Origin of the sequence: Maricaulis maris (assembly GCF_036322705.1) — a bacterium.
In the GTDB taxonomy this organism is placed as follows: Bacteria; Pseudomonadota; Alphaproteobacteria; order Caulobacterales; family Maricaulaceae; genus Maricaulis; species Maricaulis maris_B.
The window spans coordinates 2,858,841-2,878,178 of sequence record NZ_AP027270.1; the positions used below are offsets into that span (position 1 = coordinate 2,858,841).

At 63.1% G+C, this 19,338-nt stretch carries 19 protein-coding genes; 5 read left to right on the forward strand and 14 right to left on the reverse strand.

Annotated elements, in window-relative coordinates; all coding sequences use genetic code 11:
* The first annotated feature begins 21 nt into the window (after positions 1–21).
* On the forward strand, positions 22–1,011 hold the full coding sequence (locus AAA969_RS13600; protein ID WP_338246620.1) for an AraC family transcriptional regulator: 990 nt from the start codon (positions 22–24) through the stop codon (positions 1,009–1,011).
* On the opposite strand, the gene AAA969_RS13605 is transcribed toward AAA969_RS13600, so the two are convergent.
* The 9 genes from AAA969_RS13605 to AAA969_RS13645 form a co-directional block, all read right to left on the reverse strand.
* Positions 1,001–2,503, reverse strand: coding sequence for an amidohydrolase family protein (locus AAA969_RS13605; protein ID WP_338246623.1), 1,503 nt, complete (start codon positions 2,501–2,503; stop codon positions 1,001–1,003). The genes AAA969_RS13600 and AAA969_RS13605 overlap by 11 nt on opposite strands.
* A gap of 139 nt (positions 2,504–2,642) precedes the next feature.
* On the reverse strand, positions 2,643–3,044 hold the full coding sequence (locus AAA969_RS13610) for a F0F1 ATP synthase subunit epsilon (RefSeq protein ID WP_338246625.1): 402 nt from the start codon (positions 3,042–3,044) through the stop codon (positions 2,643–2,645).
* Between the two features lie 101 nt (positions 3,045–3,145).
* Positions 3,146–3,925: a hypothetical protein gene (locus AAA969_RS13615; RefSeq protein WP_338246627.1), complete on the reverse strand. Its 780-nt coding sequence runs from the start codon at positions 3,923–3,925 to the stop codon at positions 3,146–3,148.
* A 107-nt stretch (positions 3,926–4,032) separates the two neighbouring features.
* The gene (gene atpD / locus AAA969_RS13620) at positions 4,033–5,472 is read right to left on the reverse strand and encodes a F0F1 ATP synthase subunit beta (RefSeq protein WP_338246628.1); all 1,440 of its coding nucleotides are present in this window, start codon (positions 5,470–5,472) and stop codon (positions 4,033–4,035) included.
* Between the two features lie 17 nt (positions 5,473–5,489).
* Positions 5,490–6,377, reverse strand: a complete 888-nt coding sequence (locus AAA969_RS13625; protein ID WP_338246630.1) for a F0F1 ATP synthase subunit gamma — start codon at positions 6,375–6,377, stop codon at positions 5,490–5,492.
* Positions 6,378–6,410: 33 nt separating this feature from the next.
* Positions 6,411–7,943, reverse strand: coding sequence for a F0F1 ATP synthase subunit alpha (gene atpA / locus AAA969_RS13630; protein WP_338246633.1), 1,533 nt, complete (start codon positions 7,941–7,943; stop codon positions 6,411–6,413).
* A gap of 4 nt (positions 7,944–7,947) precedes the next feature.
* Positions 7,948–8,487, reverse strand: coding sequence for a F0F1 ATP synthase subunit delta (locus AAA969_RS13635; RefSeq protein ID WP_338246634.1), 540 nt, complete (start codon positions 8,485–8,487; stop codon positions 7,948–7,950).
* 277 nt (positions 8,488–8,764) lie between these two features.
* The gene (locus AAA969_RS13640; protein WP_338246637.1) at positions 8,765–9,559 is read right to left on the reverse strand and encodes a TerC family protein; all 795 of its coding nucleotides are present in this window, start codon (positions 9,557–9,559) and stop codon (positions 8,765–8,767) included.
* 24 nt (positions 9,560–9,583) lie between these two features.
* Positions 9,584–11,749: a primosomal protein N' gene (locus AAA969_RS13645; RefSeq protein WP_338246639.1), complete on the reverse strand. Its 2,166-nt coding sequence runs from the start codon at positions 11,747–11,749 to the stop codon at positions 9,584–9,586.
* A gap of 138 nt (positions 11,750–11,887) precedes the next feature.
* Here AAA969_RS13645 and AAA969_RS13650 point away from each other — a divergent pair, with 138 nt between their 5' ends.
* The 4 genes from AAA969_RS13650 (at position 11,888) to AAA969_RS13665 (ending at position 14,534) form a co-directional block, all read left to right on the forward strand.
* Positions 11,888–12,574, forward strand: a complete 687-nt coding sequence (locus AAA969_RS13650) for a DUF484 family protein (protein ID WP_338246641.1) — start codon at positions 11,888–11,890, stop codon at positions 12,572–12,574.
* The gene (locus AAA969_RS13655) at positions 12,556–13,491 is read left to right on the forward strand and encodes a tyrosine recombinase XerC (RefSeq protein ID WP_338246643.1); all 936 of its coding nucleotides are present in this window, start codon (positions 12,556–12,558) and stop codon (positions 13,489–13,491) included. Before AAA969_RS13650 ends, AAA969_RS13655 begins: the two co-directional genes overlap by 19 nt.
* A gap of 131 nt (positions 13,492–13,622) precedes the next feature.
* Entirely contained in the window at positions 13,623–14,237 is a 615-nt protein-coding gene (locus AAA969_RS13660; RefSeq protein ID WP_338246645.1) for a hypothetical protein, read from the forward strand.
* Positions 14,238–14,534 (forward strand): winged helix-turn-helix domain-containing protein, encoded by a 297-nt coding sequence (locus AAA969_RS13665; RefSeq protein WP_338246647.1) that lies wholly within the window; start codon positions 14,238–14,240, stop codon positions 14,532–14,534.
* Between the two features lie 11 nt (positions 14,535–14,545).
* On the opposite strand, the gene AAA969_RS13670 is transcribed toward AAA969_RS13665, so the two are convergent.
* The 5 genes from AAA969_RS13670 to odhB form a co-directional block, all read right to left on the reverse strand.
* Complete coding sequence (locus AAA969_RS13670; protein WP_338246649.1) at positions 14,546–15,094, reverse strand: GNAT family N-acetyltransferase; 549 nt, start codon at positions 15,092–15,094, stop codon at positions 14,546–14,548.
* Between the two features lie 181 nt (positions 15,095–15,275).
* Entirely contained in the window at positions 15,276–16,679 is a 1,404-nt protein-coding gene (lpdA, locus tag AAA969_RS13675) for a dihydrolipoyl dehydrogenase (protein WP_338246651.1), read from the reverse strand.
* Between the two features lie 99 nt (positions 16,680–16,778).
* Complete coding sequence (locus AAA969_RS13680) at positions 16,779–17,237, reverse strand: hypothetical protein (protein ID WP_338246653.1); 459 nt, start codon at positions 17,235–17,237, stop codon at positions 16,779–16,781.
* 75 nt (positions 17,238–17,312) lie between these two features.
* The gene (locus AAA969_RS13685) at positions 17,313–17,681 is read right to left on the reverse strand and encodes a hypothetical protein (RefSeq protein WP_338246655.1); all 369 of its coding nucleotides are present in this window, start codon (positions 17,679–17,681) and stop codon (positions 17,313–17,315) included.
* An 89-nt stretch (positions 17,682–17,770) separates the two neighbouring features.
* Positions 17,771–19,336 (reverse strand): 2-oxoglutarate dehydrogenase complex dihydrolipoyllysine-residue succinyltransferase, encoded by a 1,566-nt coding sequence (odhB, locus tag AAA969_RS13690; protein WP_338246657.1) that lies wholly within the window; start codon positions 19,334–19,336, stop codon positions 17,771–17,773.
* Positions 19,337–19,338: the final 2 nt, after the last annotated feature.

A 19,338-nucleotide genomic window follows, 5' to 3' on the forward strand; every position in this document is an offset into this window, starting at 1 on the left:
CCGACAGCCTATCACTGCGTGATGTCCTCAATCCTGGCGATTGCGATCGCCCTGTCGGCACTGATAGCGGTTTATCTCCTGACCCAGGCGCGGCAGGACAAACCGGCCCACGCCTGGCTCGGCACGGCCTTCGGCCTGATTTCGCTGCAACAGGCGCTGACGCTGATCTCGCTATCCGAGGGCTTTGACTCCGTGAACTGGGGTCGACCCATTATCGCCGCTCTCCTGCCAACGGTTCTATGGCTGCAGGTTCAGGCCAATGCACGGGTGGACTGGCACGTTCACCCGAGACACCTGGCCCTGGTCGTGCCCGCCTGCGGGATTGTGATCCTTCGCCTTACACCTGCATTGTCCGGCTTCCTCGACGGTGCCATGGTCCTGATCTATCTCGGCTTTGCCCTCGCGATTGGTTTGCCGGCCTGGAGCAGGGCCCGGCCGGCGTCCGCGCAATCGACCGGATGGGCGAAACTGGTGAGCGTCTGGCTGGTGGCAATCGCCTTGTCCGACCTCGCGATCGCGCTCGAGCTGGCCGGCGGTACCGATCTGACCCGCTCTCACCTGCTCGCCACGACCCTTGCCAGCCTGGTCGCCTTTCTCGCTTATGCGCTGCTCTCGGGTTTACAGGGCAGTGGCCCCCTGTTCTGGCTGACCCGCCGGCGCCGGTCCGACAGTGAACTCCGCAAAACGCTGGAGACCCATATGGATGTCGCCCGCCCCTGGCTGGACCCCGAGCTGACGACCGCGCGACTGGGGCGACAGCTTGGTCTGCCGCAAAGAGCAGTCTCGGAGACCGTGAACGACAGCCTCGGGATGAGCGTGAGCCGCTGGATCAATACCTACCGCATCGCGGAGGCTCAGCGGCTCATGCAAACCAATCCTGACCGTCCCCTCGTTGACCTGATGCTGGAGTGCGGCTTTCAGACCCGGTCCAATTTCAACAAGGCCTTCAAGGACCTGACCGGCGAGACCCCGAGCGCTTGGCGGCGGGGCCAGGGTCCGGTCAAGGCCTAGCACGAGCCGAGAGGCTGTCACGGTCCAGGGCCGACCCGTCGAGGATCACGGTGCGGATATCCGACATGGCGCTGATATCGACGCGCGGATCGGAGCGGAGCAGGATCAGGTCGGCGCGGAGACCCCGATCAATCCGGCCGAGCTCATCCTGGAGACCCAGGAGGCGGGCATTGACGACAGTCGCAGCGGCGAGGATGTCATGCGGCGCTATGCCGGCCTCGGACCAGTCCAGCATTTCCCAGTAGCCGGCCAGGCCGGGAGGTGACGCCCAGCCGAATCCGCCCACCGCGGTATCGGTGCCGAAGGACAGTTTGCCGCCCTGGCGGTAATAGTCACCGATCAGGGCGCGGTAGCGGGCATTGAAGTTGTCCTGAAGAGCCGGCATGTCGGCATCGGTCGTGCCGTCCGGCAAGAGGCTCCGGAAGCGCCCGAGAAACTGGTCGCGTTGGCGCTGGGCATCGGTGGTGAGATAGGCCAGATAGTCGGCCCCCACGACAGTCTCCCATGCGGGATCCAGGAGGCTCTCCGGATGGAAAAGCGACTGGGTGTTGCGCAAGGTCCGGAATGTCGGCTGGAGATACGCACCGGAGCCCGCCAGCCGGTCGCTGAGAGCCTGCGTCGCCTCCGACGGCCCGGTCGCAGCGAAACCCTCCTCCGGCCATTCCCAAAGCCCATGGGCAAACGCATCGAGGCCAGCCTCCAGACCGGCAGTAAAACCGTCGGGCGTCGTCGCGTGCAGGAAGACCGGCATGGACCGCGCCGCAGCGGCCTCGTGAACGGCCGTCAATGCATCGACGGAAGGCAAGGCGAAGGGAGGCGGGCCACCGGGCCACCAGAGCGCCTCTTCATAATAGAGCTTCACACAGCGACCGCCATCTGCCTCGATCGCGTCCAGCACAGCGTCAGGGGTATGCGCCGCGGGGTCCGCCCCATCGGGGAGGTAATTGCTCCCTTCCGGGTCGTGGAGATAGTTGGGGAAACTGGCCGCGAACTCGTCCGGCCCGAACTCAAGCGACATGAAGCCGTCCGGCAGCACCACACCCTGGCCGCAATGGAACAGGCGCGGATGGACCGGCGATGCCTCGAACCGGGCATTGGCCGAAGCGATCGCGTTCAGCTCCACCACGCTGGTATAGCCATAGTACAGGAAGCTGCGCGGCTGCTGACTCATGAAACCCGCACGCAGGCTCTCATAGTCTGCCGCGAGCCCGGCCCGGAGCCCGGTTGCATGGTAGAGGTGGACATGGGCGTCGATCAGCCCGGGAACCAGATAACCGCCGTCGCCGTCGAGCTCCTGACGGCCGTGGCCGGACAAGTTTGGACCAATCTCCGAGATCCGGCCGTCGATAATCGCGATATCGGCGCGCTCACCATCATGGGGACTTTCCGGCGAGACGATCACGACATCGCGGATGATCAAATCGGGCTGGGCCTGCACGACGGGGGCAAGGGAGACCAGCGCGGCGAGGACGGGTGAATAGAGGCTGTGCATGCGACACTCCTGCATGAAGAACAGGCTTCAACTGTCCGACTTCCGGCCCGGCATGCGACCTCGAACGCGATTTGAGACATGAAAAAGGCCGCTTCCCGAAGGAAGCGGCCCTGTTCTCACAGCGGCAGGGGAACCGACCCTAGTGGGCGACCACCGCCTGCATCGCCTCATACTTGGCAACGAGTGCAGCCGCATGCTCGCGCTCTTCATCGTCCTTGGCCGCAGTCACGTCTTCGCGGGCATTGGACAGGTCCTGCGCCAACTGGTCAGCGTCGATATCAGCCACGGCGATGGCTTCCTCGGCCAGAATGGTGAGACCGGCCGGGGTAACCTCGGCGAACCCGCCATGAATGAAGGTCCGGGTCTCCGCACCACCATCAATCACCGTGATCGCACCGGGGCGGATCACCGACATGAAGGGGGCGTGGTTCGGCAGCACACCGAAATCACCTTCTTCGCCAGGCACGACAACCTGGTCGACATTACCGGCGAACAGGCGGCGCTCCGGAGAGACGAGATCAAAATGGAGTTTGTCAGCCATGAGTATGCCCTTCGATATTCCGCGTCCGTCTAGCAGGTATTCCGCCGCTTGTGGACCCCCAAGATCACCGGCTGACATGGGCTGGCGAAGCGGCGCCTCCGCTAGTCTTCACAGGCTTCGATGCCGGCGGTTATGGTCTGCCAGAGCGTCCATAATTGCGCATTGCGGACATCGTCGATCCGGACATGCACATCAGCACCCCCAAACGCCGTCATCGGGATATCGAGCGTATACCGGATATGGATCGGTATCGGCGGTGTCTGGGGACCCCGCGCATCAGCCCGCTCTCCGTTCAAGGGCAGAGGCGGCATTTCGGCCAGCGGCGCCTGCCACTGCCCGACAGCCGGGCAATCGGTCTCCCGCACCTGTCGCAGCCGGAGCAGAGGCTCGATCAGATCATCGATCTGGGCGCCCGATTCGAAGCGGAAACCCGCATGTCCCGCAAGATCAGACGGCAGAATGCCCCCCGCACGGAGCTCCGCCGCAAGGGCCGTCCCGTCAAAGCGGGATTCTGCCAAATCGGCGTAAACTTGCTGATCCCGTTGCAGGCCCGCGGAACGAAAGATCCACTCACAGGAGCCGTCATCTCGGCGGCAGGCATAGACATAGCCAGCCAGGGAATACTCCGTCCACCTGCCACTGTCTTGCTCGAACGAGGGTCCGTCCCGGTAAACCCACCATCCTTCAGGCGCACCAAGGGCGTCGAAGGCGGCCGTGCGTTGCTCGATCGCGCGCACACGTACCCAGCTTAGCCAAGCGTCCCAGAGCTCCCGACCGGCATACCCGTCGAACTCGCCCTGCGCCACGGCGGGGGCCGGGTTCGGCGGCGGAGGGGGCGAGGCGACATGCCCCAGCAACACCGCGGCTAAAGCAACAAGCATTCCAGATCCCCCGATTGATCGGGCCCCACAGTGAAGGAATGGCCGGCAAAAGAAAAGGCCGGCTCCCTCGGGAACCGGCCTTGTCTCGATCCGGAATACGAAGCCGCTTAAGCGGCTTCAGCAGCCAGTTTCTCGGCCTTCTTCACAGCGTCTTCGATGGTACCGACCATATAGAACGCCGCTTCCGGCAGGTGGTCATACTCACCGTCACAGATGGCTTTGAAACCCTTCACGGTGTCGGCAACCGGCACCTGGATGCCCGGGAAGCCGGTGAAGATTTCAGCCACGTCGAACGGCTGCGACAGGAAACGCTCAACCTTGCGGGCGCGGGCCACGGTCAGCTTGTCCTCTTCCGACAGCTCGTCCATGCCCAGGATCGCGATGATGTCCTGCAGAGCCTTGTAGCGCTGGAGGATTTCCTGAACCCGGCGGGCCGTGGCGTAGTGCTCGTCGCCAACAATGCGCGGCTCGAGGATACGCGACGTGGAGTCGAGCGGATCAACGGCCGGATAGATGCCCTTTTCCGAAATCGCACGGTTGAGAACCGTAGTCGCATCAAGGTGGGCGAAGGTGGTGGCCGGAGCCGGGTCGGTCATGTCATCGGCCGGCACGTAAACAGCCTGCACCGAGGTGATCGAACCCTTGTTGGTCGAGGTAATGCGTTCCTGCAGCGCACCCATGTCGGTGGCCAGCGTCGGCTGGTAACCCACGGCGGACGGGATGCGGCCCAGCAGCGCGGAGAGTTCCGAGCCAGCCTGGGTGAAGCGGAAGATGTTGTCGACGAAGAAGAGAACGTCCTTGCCCTCTTCATCGCGGAAATACTCAGCCTGGGCGAGACCCGACAGCGCCACGCGGGCACGGGCACCCGGAGGCTCGTTCATCTGGCCAAAGACCAGGGCGCAACGCGAACCTTCCGTCGAGCCATCATGCTCCTTGGGGTCCTTGTTCACGCCGGATTCGATCATTTCCCAGTACAGGTCGTTACCTTCGCGGGTCCGCTCGCCGACACCGGCGAAGACCGAGTAACCACCGAACAGCTTGGCGATATTGTTGATCAGTTCCTGGATGAGAACCGTCTTGCCAACGCCGGCGCCGCCGAACAGGCCGATCTTGCCGCCCTTCGCGTAGGGGCAAAGCAGGTCAACAACCTTGATGCCGGTCGGCAGCATTTCCGCTTCCGTTGCCTGCTCGGCAAAGGTCGGGGCAGCCCGGTGGATCGGCGCCGTCATCGTGTGCGGGACATCGCCTGCTTCGTCGATCGGCTGGCCGGTCACATTCATGATGCGGCCGAGCGTGCCCGGACCAACCGGAACCATGATCGGCCGACCGGTGTCAGACACTTCGGTGCCGCGCTGCAGACCTTCAGTGGCGTCCATGGCGATAGTGCGAACGGTGTTCTCGCCGAGGTGCTGGGCAACCTCGAGAGTCAGCGTCTTGCCATCATTGGTGGTTTCAAGAGCGTTGAGGATGTCCGGCAGGATGCCGTCGAATTCAACGTCAACAACAGCGCCGGTAATCTGGACGATGCGGCCTTGGGATGTGCTCATAGCGGGTGTTCCTCTGCCTAGAGGGCCTCGGCGCCGGAGATGATTTCAGTCAACTCCGTGGTGATCTGCGCCTGACGGGTGCGGTTATAAACAAGGTTGAGTTTGTCGATCAGTTCGCCGGCATTGCGCGTGGCGTTGTCCATCGCAGCCATCTTGGCACCCATTTCGCCGGCAACATTTTCCAGCAGGGCAGACAGGATGACCGTGTCGGCGTAACGCGGCAGCAGCACGTTGAGGATGGTTTCCTCATCCGGCTCGGCGTCATAGACGGCACCGCCCAGATCCGGACGCTCAACACCTTCATCAATGGCGTCGATGGCCGGGATGAGGACTTTGGCGCGGGGTTTCTGGGAAATGACCGATACAAATTGGGCGGAGACAAGTTCGCACACGTCGAACTCGCCATTCTCGAACAGGTGGCGGATCTTGTCGCCGATCCGGGCCGCGGTGGCACCGGAAACCGTCTTCTCGCCGGACAATTCCATCTTGTCGACGATCAGCGAGGCAAAATTGCGCTTGAGCTGGTCAGCGCCCTTCTTGCCCACGCAGATGATCTTGACGTCCTTGCCGTCAGCCTTGAGCGCGGTCACGCGCTCGCGGGCCTTCTTCACGATATTCGTGTTGAAGCCACCGCACAGGCCACGGTCGGCGGTCATGACGACCAGCAGATAGGTATCCGACTTGCCGGTCCCGACGAGGAGCGGCGACGCGCCCGGCGTTCCGGACATGGCGGTCGACAGGTTGGCCATCACGGCCGCCATGCGTTCGGCATAGGGGCGCGCGGCTTCCGCAGCGTCCTGCGCACGGCGCAGCTTCGCAGCGGCGACCATTTGCATCGCCTTGGTGATCTTCTGCGTCGACTTGACGCTTCCGATCCGGTTTTTAAGGTCCTTAAGGCTCGCCATCAGGCTCTCCTCAGCGGTTGATCTCGATCAGGCTCACGCGAAATGTTCGGTGAACTTGTCGAGCGCCGCCTTCAGCTTGCCTTCGCTGTCGTCGGTCAGCTTCTTCTCGTCGCGGATCGAGGCCAGCAGCGCAGCATGTTCGCTGTGCAGGTGGCGCAGAAGATCGGCTTCATAGCGCTGGACGTCAGAGGTCGGCAGGTTATCGAGGTAGCCACGGGTACCGGCATAGATCACGCAGACCTGCTCTTCCATCGACAGCGGCGAGAATTGCGGCTGCTTGAGGAGCTCGGTCAGGCGCTGACCCCGGTTCAGGAGCTTCTGGGTCGCGGCATCGAGGTCGGAACCGAACTGGGCGAAGGCCGCCATTTCGCGGTACTGGGCCAGTTCGCCTTTCATCTTGCCGGCAACCTGCTTCATGGCCTTGGTCTGGGCAGCCGAGCCAACGCGCGACACCGACAGACCCACGTTCACGGCCGGGCGGATGCCCTGGTAGAACAGGTCGGTTTCCAGGAAGATCTGACCGTCGGTGATCGAGATCACGTTGGTCGGGATATAGGCCGACACGTCGTTCGCCTGGGTTTCAATGATCGGCAGGGCCGTCATGGAACCGGAGCCATTGGCTTCATTCAGCTTGGCGGCGCGCTCGAGCAGGCGGGAGTGAAGGTAGAAAACATCACCCGGATAGGCTTCGCGGCCCGGCGGGCGGCGCAGCAGCAGGGACATCTGGCGATAGGCTACGGCCTGCTTGGACAGATCATCATAGACGATCAGCGCGTGCATGCCGTTATCGCGGAAATACTCGGCCATCGCACAGGCGGTGAACGGTGCGAGGAACTGCATCGGAGCCGGGTCCGAAGCGGTCGCGGCGACGATGATGGTGTAATCCAGCGCGCCATTTTCCTCGAGCGTCTTCACAATCTGGGCGACCGTGGAACGCTTCTGGCCGACGGCGACGTAGATGCAGTAGAGCTTGGCGCTCTCGTCATCGCCTTCGTTGATGGCTTTCTGGTTCAGGATGGTATCGAGCGCGATCGCGGTCTTGCCGGTCTGGCGGTCACCGATGATCAGCTCGCGCTGGCCGCGGCCAACCGGGATCATGGCGTCGATGGCCTTGATGCCCGTTGCCATCGGCTCGTGCACGGATTTGCGCGGGATGATGCCCGGCGCCTTCACGTCCACGCGGCGACGCTCGGAAATATCCTTCAGCGGGCCCTTGCCGTCGATCGGCTCACCGAGACCATCGACAACGCGGCCGAGCAGGCCCTTGCCGACGGAGGTGTCCACGATCGAGCCGAGACGCTTGACGGTGTCGCCTTCCTTGATACCCCGGTCATCACCGAAGATCACGCAACCGACATTGTCGCGCTCCAGGTTCAGGGCCATGCCCTTGATGCCGCCCGGGAACTCGACGAGCTCGCCGGCCTTGACCTCATCGAGGCCATAGACGCGGGCGATACCGTCACCAACTGACAGCACGCTACCCACGTCCGAAACCTTCGCTTCGGCACCGTAATTCTTGATTTGATCCTTGAGGATCGCAGAAATTTCTGCGGCACGGATGTCCATGGACCTAGGCCTCTTTCATCGCGGTCTTCATCCCATCCAGCTTGGTGCGGAGGGAGGAGTCGAACATGCGGGAACCGACCTTCACGATCAGTCCGCCCATCAATTCAGGCCGCACTTCCGTACGGACCTCGATTTCGCGCCCGAAGGCACCCTTCAGCGAAGCCGCGAGGGCCTCGGTCTGTTTCTTGGTCAGCGCAGCGGCCGTTTGCACGTCTGCGGTGATGACGCCCCGGTCGGCGGCGGCCAGCGCGACATAAACGCGCGCCACATCGTCGAGCTCACCGGCACGACCATTATGGGCGACGACGCCCAACGCATTACCGGTCAGCGGGTTGAACTCGGCCTTCTTCGCCAGAGCGGCCAGAATGCCGGTCTTGGCGTCGGCAGAATGCAACGGCGAGGCAAGAACCCCGGCCAGCTCATCTGACTCGTTGAGCATTGCGCGCAGGGCTGCGAGATCAGCCTCCACAGCCGCCGCAGCACCCTCGGATTTCGCCAGCTCGAACAACGCGGTCGCATAGCGTCCCGCGGCGTTGGCTGTCATGGCGTCTTCGCCGGTCTTCACCGTGACGTCACTCTCTTGCTGGATCAGCACTCATCAGATTGTCGGGACCGACATAAGCGCTTGATGTTCAACGACATAAAAAACGAGGCCTACCGTGTTGCACCGCAAGCCCCTCAGGTTCGGCGCTGCGATAGCACAGGGGGGAGCGGGCAGCAAGCCACTCACACCGGGCGATTCAGCGTGCGGAGCGTTTCTCCACGGACCGCAAAACCGGATAGCGCCTCTGATCAGGCATGCATTTTCGTGGCGGGCTTCGTCAATCCGCCGTTTTACGGCCCTTTCGGGCCATGATGTTGAGCACTTCCACCAACAGCGAGAAGGCAATCGCAAAGTAGAGATAGCCCCGCGGAATATGAAAACCCAGACCATCGGCGATCAGCGCGACCCCCACCAGGAGGATGAAACTGAGTGCCAGCATCTTGGCGGTCGCATGGCGCTCCAGAAAGCCGGCCACTCGCTTGGCCGAAATCACCATGATGACGGTCGAGACCAGAACCGCTGATACCATGACGAAAAGCCGCACGGTCTCGCCGTCGGCCCCTCCCAGATCACGCGTCATGCCAACCGCGGTGAGGACAGAATCGAGCGAGAAGACAACGTTGATCACCGACATCTGGACGATCACCGCGACGAAACCGGAGACCTTGCCGCTGCCGGCCTCATGGGCGTGCCCCTCAATCGTGTCATGGATCTCCGTCGTGCCCTTCCAGAGCAGGAAAAGGCCGCCCAGCAGCAGGATGAGGTCCTCGAGCGTCACGTCGATCAACATGTCCGGATGCTCGGCATCAGCCAGGCCGTGCAGGAACTCGGGGAGCGTGAACAGGGTCGCGTGGGTCAGTCCGGTCAGCCAGACCAGGCCAAACAGCAGGACCACCCTCATCAGCGCGCCGGACCAGATACCGAGATTGCGGCCCCGCTCCTGCTGATCCCGGGCCAGCTTCTGTGATGCCACGGATACGAAAACCACATTGTCGACGCCAAGGACAATCTCGAGGAAAGTGAGTGTCAGAAGCGACATCCACACGGCTGGCGATGTCAGGAATTCAAACATGACGGCTGGGGTCCCGGTCAGCGATCAGATGAAACTATAGGGTTCCACGTCGATTGACACCCGCACCGAGGGCGGCGTCTTCACTCGGTTCGACCAGGCACGCAGATAGGCGGAAATATCGATTTCCTTGTCGGCACGGACGAGAATGCGGCGGCGATGCCAGCCCCGGATCATGGCACGCGGAGGCTCGGCAGGCCCCCAGATCTCGATCCCTTCCGAATTGGGGGCCTTGGCGGCATAGTCATTGGCCACGCGGTCCAGCGTCTCGAGATTCATGGACATGAAGCCGATTGCGGCGAGCCGACCGAACGGCGGCAGGCCCAGCGACTCGCGGACCATGAACTCCATGTCGAGGAAAGCATCGCGATCGCCGGCGATCAGGGCCTGGATTGCGTCGTGTTCGGGCTGATGTGTCTGCAACAGCGCCCGCCCCGGCCGTTCCGCCCGGCCCGCCCGCCCCGCCACTTGGACAAGGGTTTGGAAGGTTCGCTCCCCGGCGCGTGGATCGCCGCCGGCCAGGCCCAGATCGGCATCAATCACACCAACCAGTGTGAGCCCGGGAAAGTTATGGCCCTTGGCGGCGATCTGGGTGCCGACCAGGATATCGATCTCGCCGCGCTCCATGGCCGAAACAATTTCGGCCCCGGCGCGGCTGTCAGACGAGTAGATCTCGACCCGCGCCTCCGGGAAGGTCAGCTTGGCCTCCTCGGCAACCCGTTCGACACCCGGCCCGATCGAAGTCAGGCTGTCTTCGGCGTTGCAGCCCGGGCAATGCTTTGGTTTGGGCATGGAAAACCCGGTCACGTGGCAGACCAGACGCCCTGTATAACGGTGCTCGACCAGATAGGACTGGGTGTCGGGCGAGACCATGCGATGGCCACAGGTCCGGCACAGCACCAGGGGCGCATAGCCCCGACGGTTCAGATAGAGCAGCGACTGCTCGCCACGCTCCAGAGTCTCCCGGACCGCCTCGATCAGCGGCGGCGACATCCAGCGACCCTTCTCCGCCGGGTGTTCGCGCAGGTCGATCGTGTCGATTTCAGGCAGAATGGCGGCACCGGGACGAGCCGCAAGCCGGACATGGACGTAGCGGCCCGCCTGGGCATTGGCGAGGCTTTCAAGTGACGGCGTCGCCGAGGCCAGGATGACCATGGCGCCCTCGATCTTGGCCCGGACGACTGCCAGGTCACGGCCCTGATAAGGCAGCCCTTCATCCTGTTTGTAAGTCGGGTCATGCTCCTCATCGACCACGATCATGCGCAGATTGGGGAAGGGTAGAAACAGCGAGGACCGGGCGCCGACCACGATGCGCGCCCGACCTTCCGCCACTTCACGCCAGGTCCGCCGCCGCGCCTTCGGGCCGGCGCCCGAATGCCAGAGCGCCGGCTCGGCGCCAAAACGCGCCTCGAAGCGTGACAGGACCGCCTCGGTCAGGGCGATCTCGGGCAGCATGATCAGGATCTGGGCATCCGGTTCGAGGCGCAGGATTTCCGCGATCGCCTCGAAATAGACCTCGGTCTTGCCGGAACCGGTCACGCCATCCAGCAGGGCGGCCTGAAAACCGCCTGCACGAGCCAGCCGTCGCAGCACACCGGCTGCTTCTGCCTGCATGACCGTCAGGGTCAGCCCCTCACCGTCCGGATCCGGATCGTCGAACGGCGCATCCACCTGTCGGACCTGCTCAGTCAAGGCCCCGGACCTTACCAGGCCCTTCACCACTGAAGCCGTTACACCGGCTTCGCGAGCGAGATCCGCTGCGCTGGCTTCTCGCAGGGCCATGACCGCATCGATGACACGCTGGCGGGCATCGGTCATGCGGTCCGGTTCACCCGTGCCACGCAGATAGACGGTCTCCGTCGGAGATGGTTTCAAGGCGTCGGTTGAGCGCAGAACAGAGCGCAGGACAATACCGGGGGATTGCACCAGATAGCGGGCCAGCCAATCGACAAAACGGCGAATGCCGGCGGGCAAGGGCGGCCCGCCGGCCGGGCCTTCAACCGGCTTCAGCTTTCGCTCACCGGGACCAGCCTTGACCGCCCAGACAACGCCGCGGGCGGATCGTTTGCCTAGCGGAGCGCGAACATGATCTCCGGGCTGAAGCACCATTTCGGCGGGGACCAGATAGTCAAACGGCTCTGGCAAGGGGAGCGGGAACAGGATGGAGACGCGATACTCACTCGCTTCTGTCACGTGGCACGCCTCCCGGCTTCGTGGTGTATGATGGACGCTGTCGATATAGCGAGCCTCGCGACTCCCTGTCCCGACAGTTTGCATATCGTAAACCGAATACGCCAAGAGTGGGGCCTCATGGCGAGGGAGACAATCAGCATGTCCAATGACGAGACCAATAGCCAAACGGCAATGATGGATCCGGACAGCGTTCGCAGCTTTCTGATTGCCAACCCGGACTTCGTTCGGGAGGACGCTGAGTTGTTTTCCCTGATCGTTGAAACCCCGCGCAGCGATGGCGCTATCGATCTGGGCGCAGCCGCACGCGACAAGCTCCGCGATGAGCTTCGTCAGCTTAGATCCCTCAATGCCTCGATTGTCGAGACCGCCCGCGCCAACCTCGCAACCCAGTCACAAACCCACATGGCCGTTCTGGCCCTGCTGGAAGTGGATTCGCTCAGTGGCCTCGACAAGAAAATGTCCACCCGATTGACCGGCGCGCTCGGGGTGGATGTGTGCCGTGTCCTGATAGAGGGTCACGCTCCGCTCCAGAATGCCGAGTCGATTCTCGGCGCAGCGGAGGGCTTTGTCGGAACCGTGCTTGGCGATCATGTGGAAATGCTGGGGCCGATCGACCCCGCCAATGCCCATGCGCTGTACGGTCAGCAAGGCGCGCGGGTGAGTTCCCAGGCCATTGTGCGGCTGGACTTCAATGGCCATGACGGGCTGATGGCGCTGGCCGCACGCGACGCGCACCTCTTCGAGTCGGGCCAGGGCACGGAATTGCTCAATTTCCTGGCCCGCGCCATCGAACGCATGGTGGTTCAATGGCTGCATCAGACCTGACCACGCCCTGGGCTGTCGCGCTGAACACCTTCCTCAGTCATCTGAGCGGGGAACGGCGCTTGTCGCCGCGAACCCTGGATGCCTATCAGCGGGACCTGGGCGGGTTCGGCGATTTCCTGCTCGACCATCTCGGGGCGGCCCCCGACCTGTCTGATCTAGCAGCCCTCTCTCCACGAGACTTCCGGGCCTTCATGGCGGCCCGGAGGCGCGACGGGCTGTCACCACGCTCGCTGGCCCGGGCGCTGTCGGCGATCCGCACCTTCTTTGCCTATGGCAAACGGCGATGGGGGCTCGACAATCCGGCCCTGTCCCTGGTGGAAAGCCCGAAACTCGGACGCGCCGCTCCGAAGCCGGTGAGCGAGGGAGCTGCCCGCCAATTGCTGGCAGAGACCGGCGCCCGCGGAGAGCCGGACTGGATCGCGGCGCGCGATAGCGCGGTACTGCTGCTGCTTTATGGCTGTGGTCTGCGGATTTCCGAAGCGCTCGCCCTCGCCGGCCGGGACGCGCCACTGGGTGACACGCTCCGCATCGCGGGCAAGGGCAACAAGATGCGGATTGTCCCCGTGCTTCCTGCCGTGCGCGAAGCCGTCGAGCGCTATGTGGCGCTATGTCCGGTCCCGATCGCGCCGGAGGCGGCCCTGTTTCGCGGCATTCGCGGCGGGGCGCTGGGCGCGCGCAGCGTGCAGTCATTGATGCAGACGCTGCGAGGGCGCCTGGGTCTGGCCGAGACGGCCACCCCACACGCCCTGCGGCATGCATTCGCAACCCACCTTCTGGCTCACGGCGGAGACTTGCGCGCAATCCAGGAATTGCTGGGCCATGCCAGCCTGTCGACCACGCAGATTTATGCCGATGTCGAGAGCCAACGCCTGATGGCGATCTATGACGGTGCCCATCCGCGCGCGCGCCGACGCTGAGCGAACGGGTCCGACCCTGCCTCCGGAGGCCCGCCACACCTCGCACCTTGGCGGGACTTTGCTTTGGCCAATCCACTTGCATCCGACGCGGGTTTGTGTACTTTATAAATTAAAGTACTTGGGAGATAGCCATGAACAACCAATCCGATCTCGCCTTCCTGCGCGATGTTGCCACCAGCGGACAACATGCCCCCTCACTGAGTGGCCGCCACTTTCTGTGGTGGGGCGGGCTCGCAACGCCGGCGCTGGTGGGCCATTGGGCAATCATCAGCGGTTTGGCCGGCATTCCGGGATCCTTCGTCGGTTTCGTCTGGATGGCCTACGGGATCATCGGCCTGATCGGATCAGGCCTGCTTGCGAAAAGCCTGCACGGCAAGCCGGGTAGCGGGGCCGTGAACAACAGGGCCGAGGCCGCTGCCTGGCGCAGCGTGACCTGGACCGTCACAGCCTACGCGCTTGGCGCTGTGCTCGCCATGGCCCTGGGCCGTGGCGACGCCATCCTGTTTGACACCATACCGCTGGTTGCCTTCGGAGCCTACGGCCTGTCCTTCAGCGTCACCGCGCAACTTGGTGGCGCCCGCTGGATGCATGCCATGGCGATCCTGTCATGGCTGGCGAGCGGGATCGGCCTGACATTGGTCGGAACACCCGGGCTCTATCTGTTCGCAGCGGCGGCTGTCGGCTTGCTGGCGATCATCCCGGGCGTGGTCCTGCTGCGCCAGGAGCCGGCGACGGAGGCAGGCTGAATGGCTGACAGCTTTGACGCCAACGCCCTCGACGACGTGATCCACGGCAAGCTGAGGCTGGCCATCATGGCCTTTCTCTCGGCCGTCAAGGATGCCAGTTTTGGTGAACTCAAGACCCGAACATCGGCGTCGGATGGCAATCTGTCGGTCCATTTGCGCAAGCTGGAGGACGCCGGCTATGTCGCGATTGAAAAGTCCTTCGTCGCTCGCAAGCCGCAAACGAGGGCCGCGCTGACCGAAGCGGGTCGCGCCGCCTGGATCGCTTATCTCGACCAACTCAAAACACTGCTGGACTGATCCGACTGACCTCAGGCCGCGCGACGATCCGGGGCATGGTGCCATTCGACGACATCGAAACCCTGATCGGCATCATGACGGGTGGCGCCTTGCACGAAACCGGCCTTTTCGAGCACCCGGTGCGAGGCGTCGCGGTCGTCCCGGGTATGGGCGATAACCGATTTGACCTCATCATGCGTGTAGGCCCAGTCCAGCAGGGCGACAACGCCCTCGGTCGCAAGTCCCTGTTCGCGATAGGAGAGCAACATCGAGTAACCGATCTCGACCGCACCCTGCGCATCCGGCGCCCCCTTGAACCCGCCGGTTCCCAGCAAGCGGTTCATGACCGGGGAGATATAGATCCAGCCATACCACCCGGTCGCCTCCGGCGTGGCGGCGAGCTGGTCGCGCGTCCACTCCATGGCTGCCTGGTCCATCAATTCGGGCGGCCAGGACGGCTCAGGGTCGACGCCAAGTGCCCGGAAAAACGCAAGCCGGTCATCAAGCTGCAGACTTGCCAGCTCGGCATTGAGCGCGACCAACCGCAAGCGTGGAGAAGCAATTTCTATCGGCTTCGGCATCAGCGTTTATCCATGACCCTAAATTCAACGAACCCGATTGTGGACATTTTCACGGGGCCAGTCCCTGACCCGGCGGTCCGTACCCTGCCCCGACTCAATTGAACACACGGTGTCAGTATCATGAAGTTCGCCCGGCAAGGCGACAGAGATATGACACGCTGCGCGGCGACCACAGAGCCGGTCAGGATTGCATGGTCCAGCCTTCAACGCCCATCGCCGCCTGGCGGATCGCCTCGGTCAGCGTCGGATGCGGATGACAGGTTCTGGCCACATCTTCGGACGAGGCACGGAATTCCATGGCCAGGCAGAGTTCGCTGATCATCTCACCAACATTGGCGCCGATCATGTGGGCGCCGAGAATCTCGTCCGTCTCCGCGTCTGCAAGGATTTTCACGAACCCATCCGTGGCATGATTGGTCCGGGCGCGGGAATTGGCCTGGAAGGGAAATTTGCCCTTCTTGTACTTGCGGCCTTCGGACTTGAGCTCGTCTTCGGTCTTGCCGACGCTGGCGATCTCGGGCGCTGTGTAGACGACACCCGGGATAACGCCGTAATTCACATGCCCAGCCTTGCCGGCAATCCGCTCGGCGCAGGCAACGCCCTCGTCCTCAGCCTTGTGGGCCAGCATCGGTCCATGCGTGCAATCGCCCACGACCCACACATTCTCAGCGGAGGTCCGGAAATGATCATTGGCAATGAAGCCGCGCTTGTCGGTCTCGATGCCGACGGTCTCCAGACCAAGGCCCTCCGTGAACGGGCGCCGCCCAATGCAGACCAGGACCGTATCGGCCTCGATCGTCGTGGCCTCACCGCCTTCAGCGGGCTCCAGCGTCACCGCCAGCGTGTCACCGGATGTATCAACGCCGGTCACCTTGGTACCCAGCTTGAAATCCATGCCCTGCTTGGCGAATATCCGCTGCGCGGTCTTCGCCAACTCGCTGTCCATGCCCGGCAGGATGCGATCCAGATACTCGACGACCGTAACCTCTGATCCAAGACGGCGCCAGACCGAGCCGAGCTCGAGACCAATCACGCCGGCGCCAATCAGGACAAGCTTTCCTGGAACCTTGTCCAGCGACAGGGCTCCTGTCGACGACACAACCCGCTTCTCGTCAATCTCGACACCGGGCAGGGGCGTCACTTCGGAGCCCGTGGCGATGACGATATTGCGGGTCTCGAGCGTCGATGTTTCACCGCTCTCGGCCTCGACCTCCACCTTGCCGGACCCGGCGATGCGGCCCTTGCCCCGGATATAGTCGACACCGTTCTTCTTGAAGAGAAACTCGATGCCCTTGGTCAGGCCATCGACCGCCTCGTCCTTCTGACCGATCATGGTATCGAGATCGAGCTCGAGCGAACCGGTCTTGATGCCCAGAGCGGCAAATTCGGTGTTTGCCGCTTCGAACATCTCGGACGCATGCAGCAGCGCCTTCGACGGAATGCAGCCGACATTCAGACAGGTCCCGCCCAAGGTTCCGCGCATTTCCACACAGGCAGTTTTCAAGCCCAGCTGGCCCGCACGGATTGCGCAGTTATAGCCACCGGGACCACCACCAATAATGACGAGATCATAGGTTTCCGACATGCTTGCCTCATTGTGTTTGCCGCGTGGGCGACCATTTCGCCCTGTATGCCTCCGCCTTCGGCATAAGGTAAGGGGTAAATTGCCTGCAGGCGCAGCTGCTCAGCGGGCCTTTCGGAAGCTTTTGGGAAGCGCTCCGGACTGACGCAAGACGATCACGCCGATCAGACAGACGAGCAGCAGGCCGTTCGCCACCCAATCTGCGATTTCATGATTGCTCGCCGCCCAGAAATCATAAATAGAATCAGAAGAGTAGATAACCCACCCAACCAGATCAAAAAACAAGGCGGCGGCGTAGACCGGCAGTGCCAGCGAGGCCCGCAGGACGAGAAGTGCCACGGTCAGCGTGTAACAGACGGCGTTGGCGAGCGTAAGGGCAACCGCAAACGCGCTCATATTGTTGACGATCACGATGAAAGTCGGATCAATCTCCGCCGCAGCAGGGTCGCCGAGCATTACCACCAGAACCTGAAAAGCCGAACGCAGCTGGTTCAGCGCCCAGGCGCCAATCAGGAAAACCAGAACCCAGCGGGTTATCGTCAGGCCAGTCCGGCCGCTCACATTACCGCCCCCGTGCGCATTCCTTGCCAAAGGCAACATGAGCCAGCCCGCGCAAACGGTCAAACTCGGAACCAATCAAGTCCGGCGCGGGCGATAGCGCAAACCGAGCGCGATCACCGCAGCCACGATCAGAGTCTCCGCGGTGAACATGATCCAGTCAATGACGTCCGGGTCGAAACCACCACTCAGCCGCGATTGCTGATGGAGCGCAAAATCTTCCGGACGCAGGCTGAACCCGATCCACACCGCCTGGTCTGCGAGGTAGACAGCCGCTCCCAGCCAGATCAGCCACGGCGCCCTGCGCCAGATCGCCCAGGCAATCACGAAGTAACCCAGCTGGATAATCGCCGACGCGCTTGCCAGTTCCCATCCGGTCGCGGCCAGCTCCCGGGTCACCACCGGACTGTAGCCCAGCTGTCCCTCAAACCCGAAACGATCGAGCAAGCCAGCCAACACAGAGCGCAAACCATACAAGCCACGAAGAGCGGAAAGAATGATCGCGATTTGTGCCGCTACGGACATGCGGGCACCGCCTAGAGGTCGAACAGCATGCGCTGCGGGTCCTCGAGGTTTTCCTTGACGCGCACCAGGTAGGTCACCGCTTCCTTGCCGTCGACGATCCGGTGATCATAGGACAGGGCGAGATACATCATCGGTTTGATGACGACCTGGCCATTCTCGGCCATCGGCCGCTCCTGGATCTTGTGCATACCGAGAATACCCGATTGCGGGGCATTCAGGATCGGCATCGACATCAAGGAGCCGTACACGCCACCATTCGAAATGGTGAAGGTCGCGCCCTGCATCTCGTCAATCGTCAGCTTGCCGTCGCGGGCCCGCTTGCCCAGCCGGATGATCTCTTTTTCGATCTCGGCGAGCGACATCTGGTCGGCATCACGCACAACCGGGACCACAAGTCCCCGGTCCGTGCCGACTGCGACGCCCATATCGTAGTAATTCTTGTAGATGATATCCGTGCCATCGATCTCGGCATTGACGGCGGGCACTTCCTTCAGCGCATGGCAACAAGCCTTCACGAAGAAGCTCATGAAGCCCAGCTTGACGCCGTGCTTGGCGACGAAGGCCTCCTGGTGCGCCTTGCGCGCGGCCATGATGGCCGACATGTCGGCTTCGTTATAGGTCGTCAGGATGGCGGCCGAGTTCTGGGCATCCTTGAGACGTTTGGCGATGGTCTGACGCAAGCGTGTCATCCGGACGCGCTCTTCACGCGGACCGGTTTCTCGCGGAGCCGAAGGGGTCGGCGCCGCAGCCGGGGCGGGAGCTGGCGCCGGGGTCGCCTTGGGCGCGGCCGGTGCCTGTGCCGCTTTCGGGGCGTCGGCAGCCTTCAGGGCATCACCCTTGGTGATCCGTCCATCCCGGCCAGAACCGTCAATGGCACTGGCATCCAGCTTGTTTTCCTCGATGACCCGGGCCGCCGAGGGCATGACCTTGGTCTCGTCACTCGACGCGCTGCTTGATGCGGCCGGCTTGGCAGCCGGCGCCGAGCCGCCTTCGCTGATCCGGGCCACGGCATCGCCAGGGGCAACCGTGTCACCCTCTCCGACCAGCAGCTCCGATACCACACCGGCAACCGGCGACGGCACTTCAACGGCGACCTTGTCGGTTTCGATCTCGACCAGGGCCTGATCGATCTCGACCGTGTCACCGGCCTTGACCAGCCACGAGCCGATCGTGCCCTCGGTCACGCTCTCACCCATCTGGGGAACAGTCGCATCAACGCTGGAACCTGAACCGGTCTCCGGCTTTGCTTCATCCTCGGCAGGCGCGCTTTCAGCCGGGGCCGCTTCCTTGGCAGGGGCCTCATCGTCCGTCGACGTGTCGTCAGCCGCCGGGGCAGCAGCGCCAGCGGCCTCGATCACTGCCAGCTTGGCGCCGATTTCGACGTTCTCGCCTTCGGCGGCGAAGATCTCGCCCATCACGCCATCGGCCTCGGCGCGAACTTCGACGGCAACCTTGTCGGTTTCCAGCTCGACCAGGACATCATCCCGGGAGACGGCATCGCCGGTCTTGACCATCCAGCTGCCAACGGTGGCTTCGGTGACGCTCTCGCCGAGCTGCGGCACGGTGATATCGGTCATGT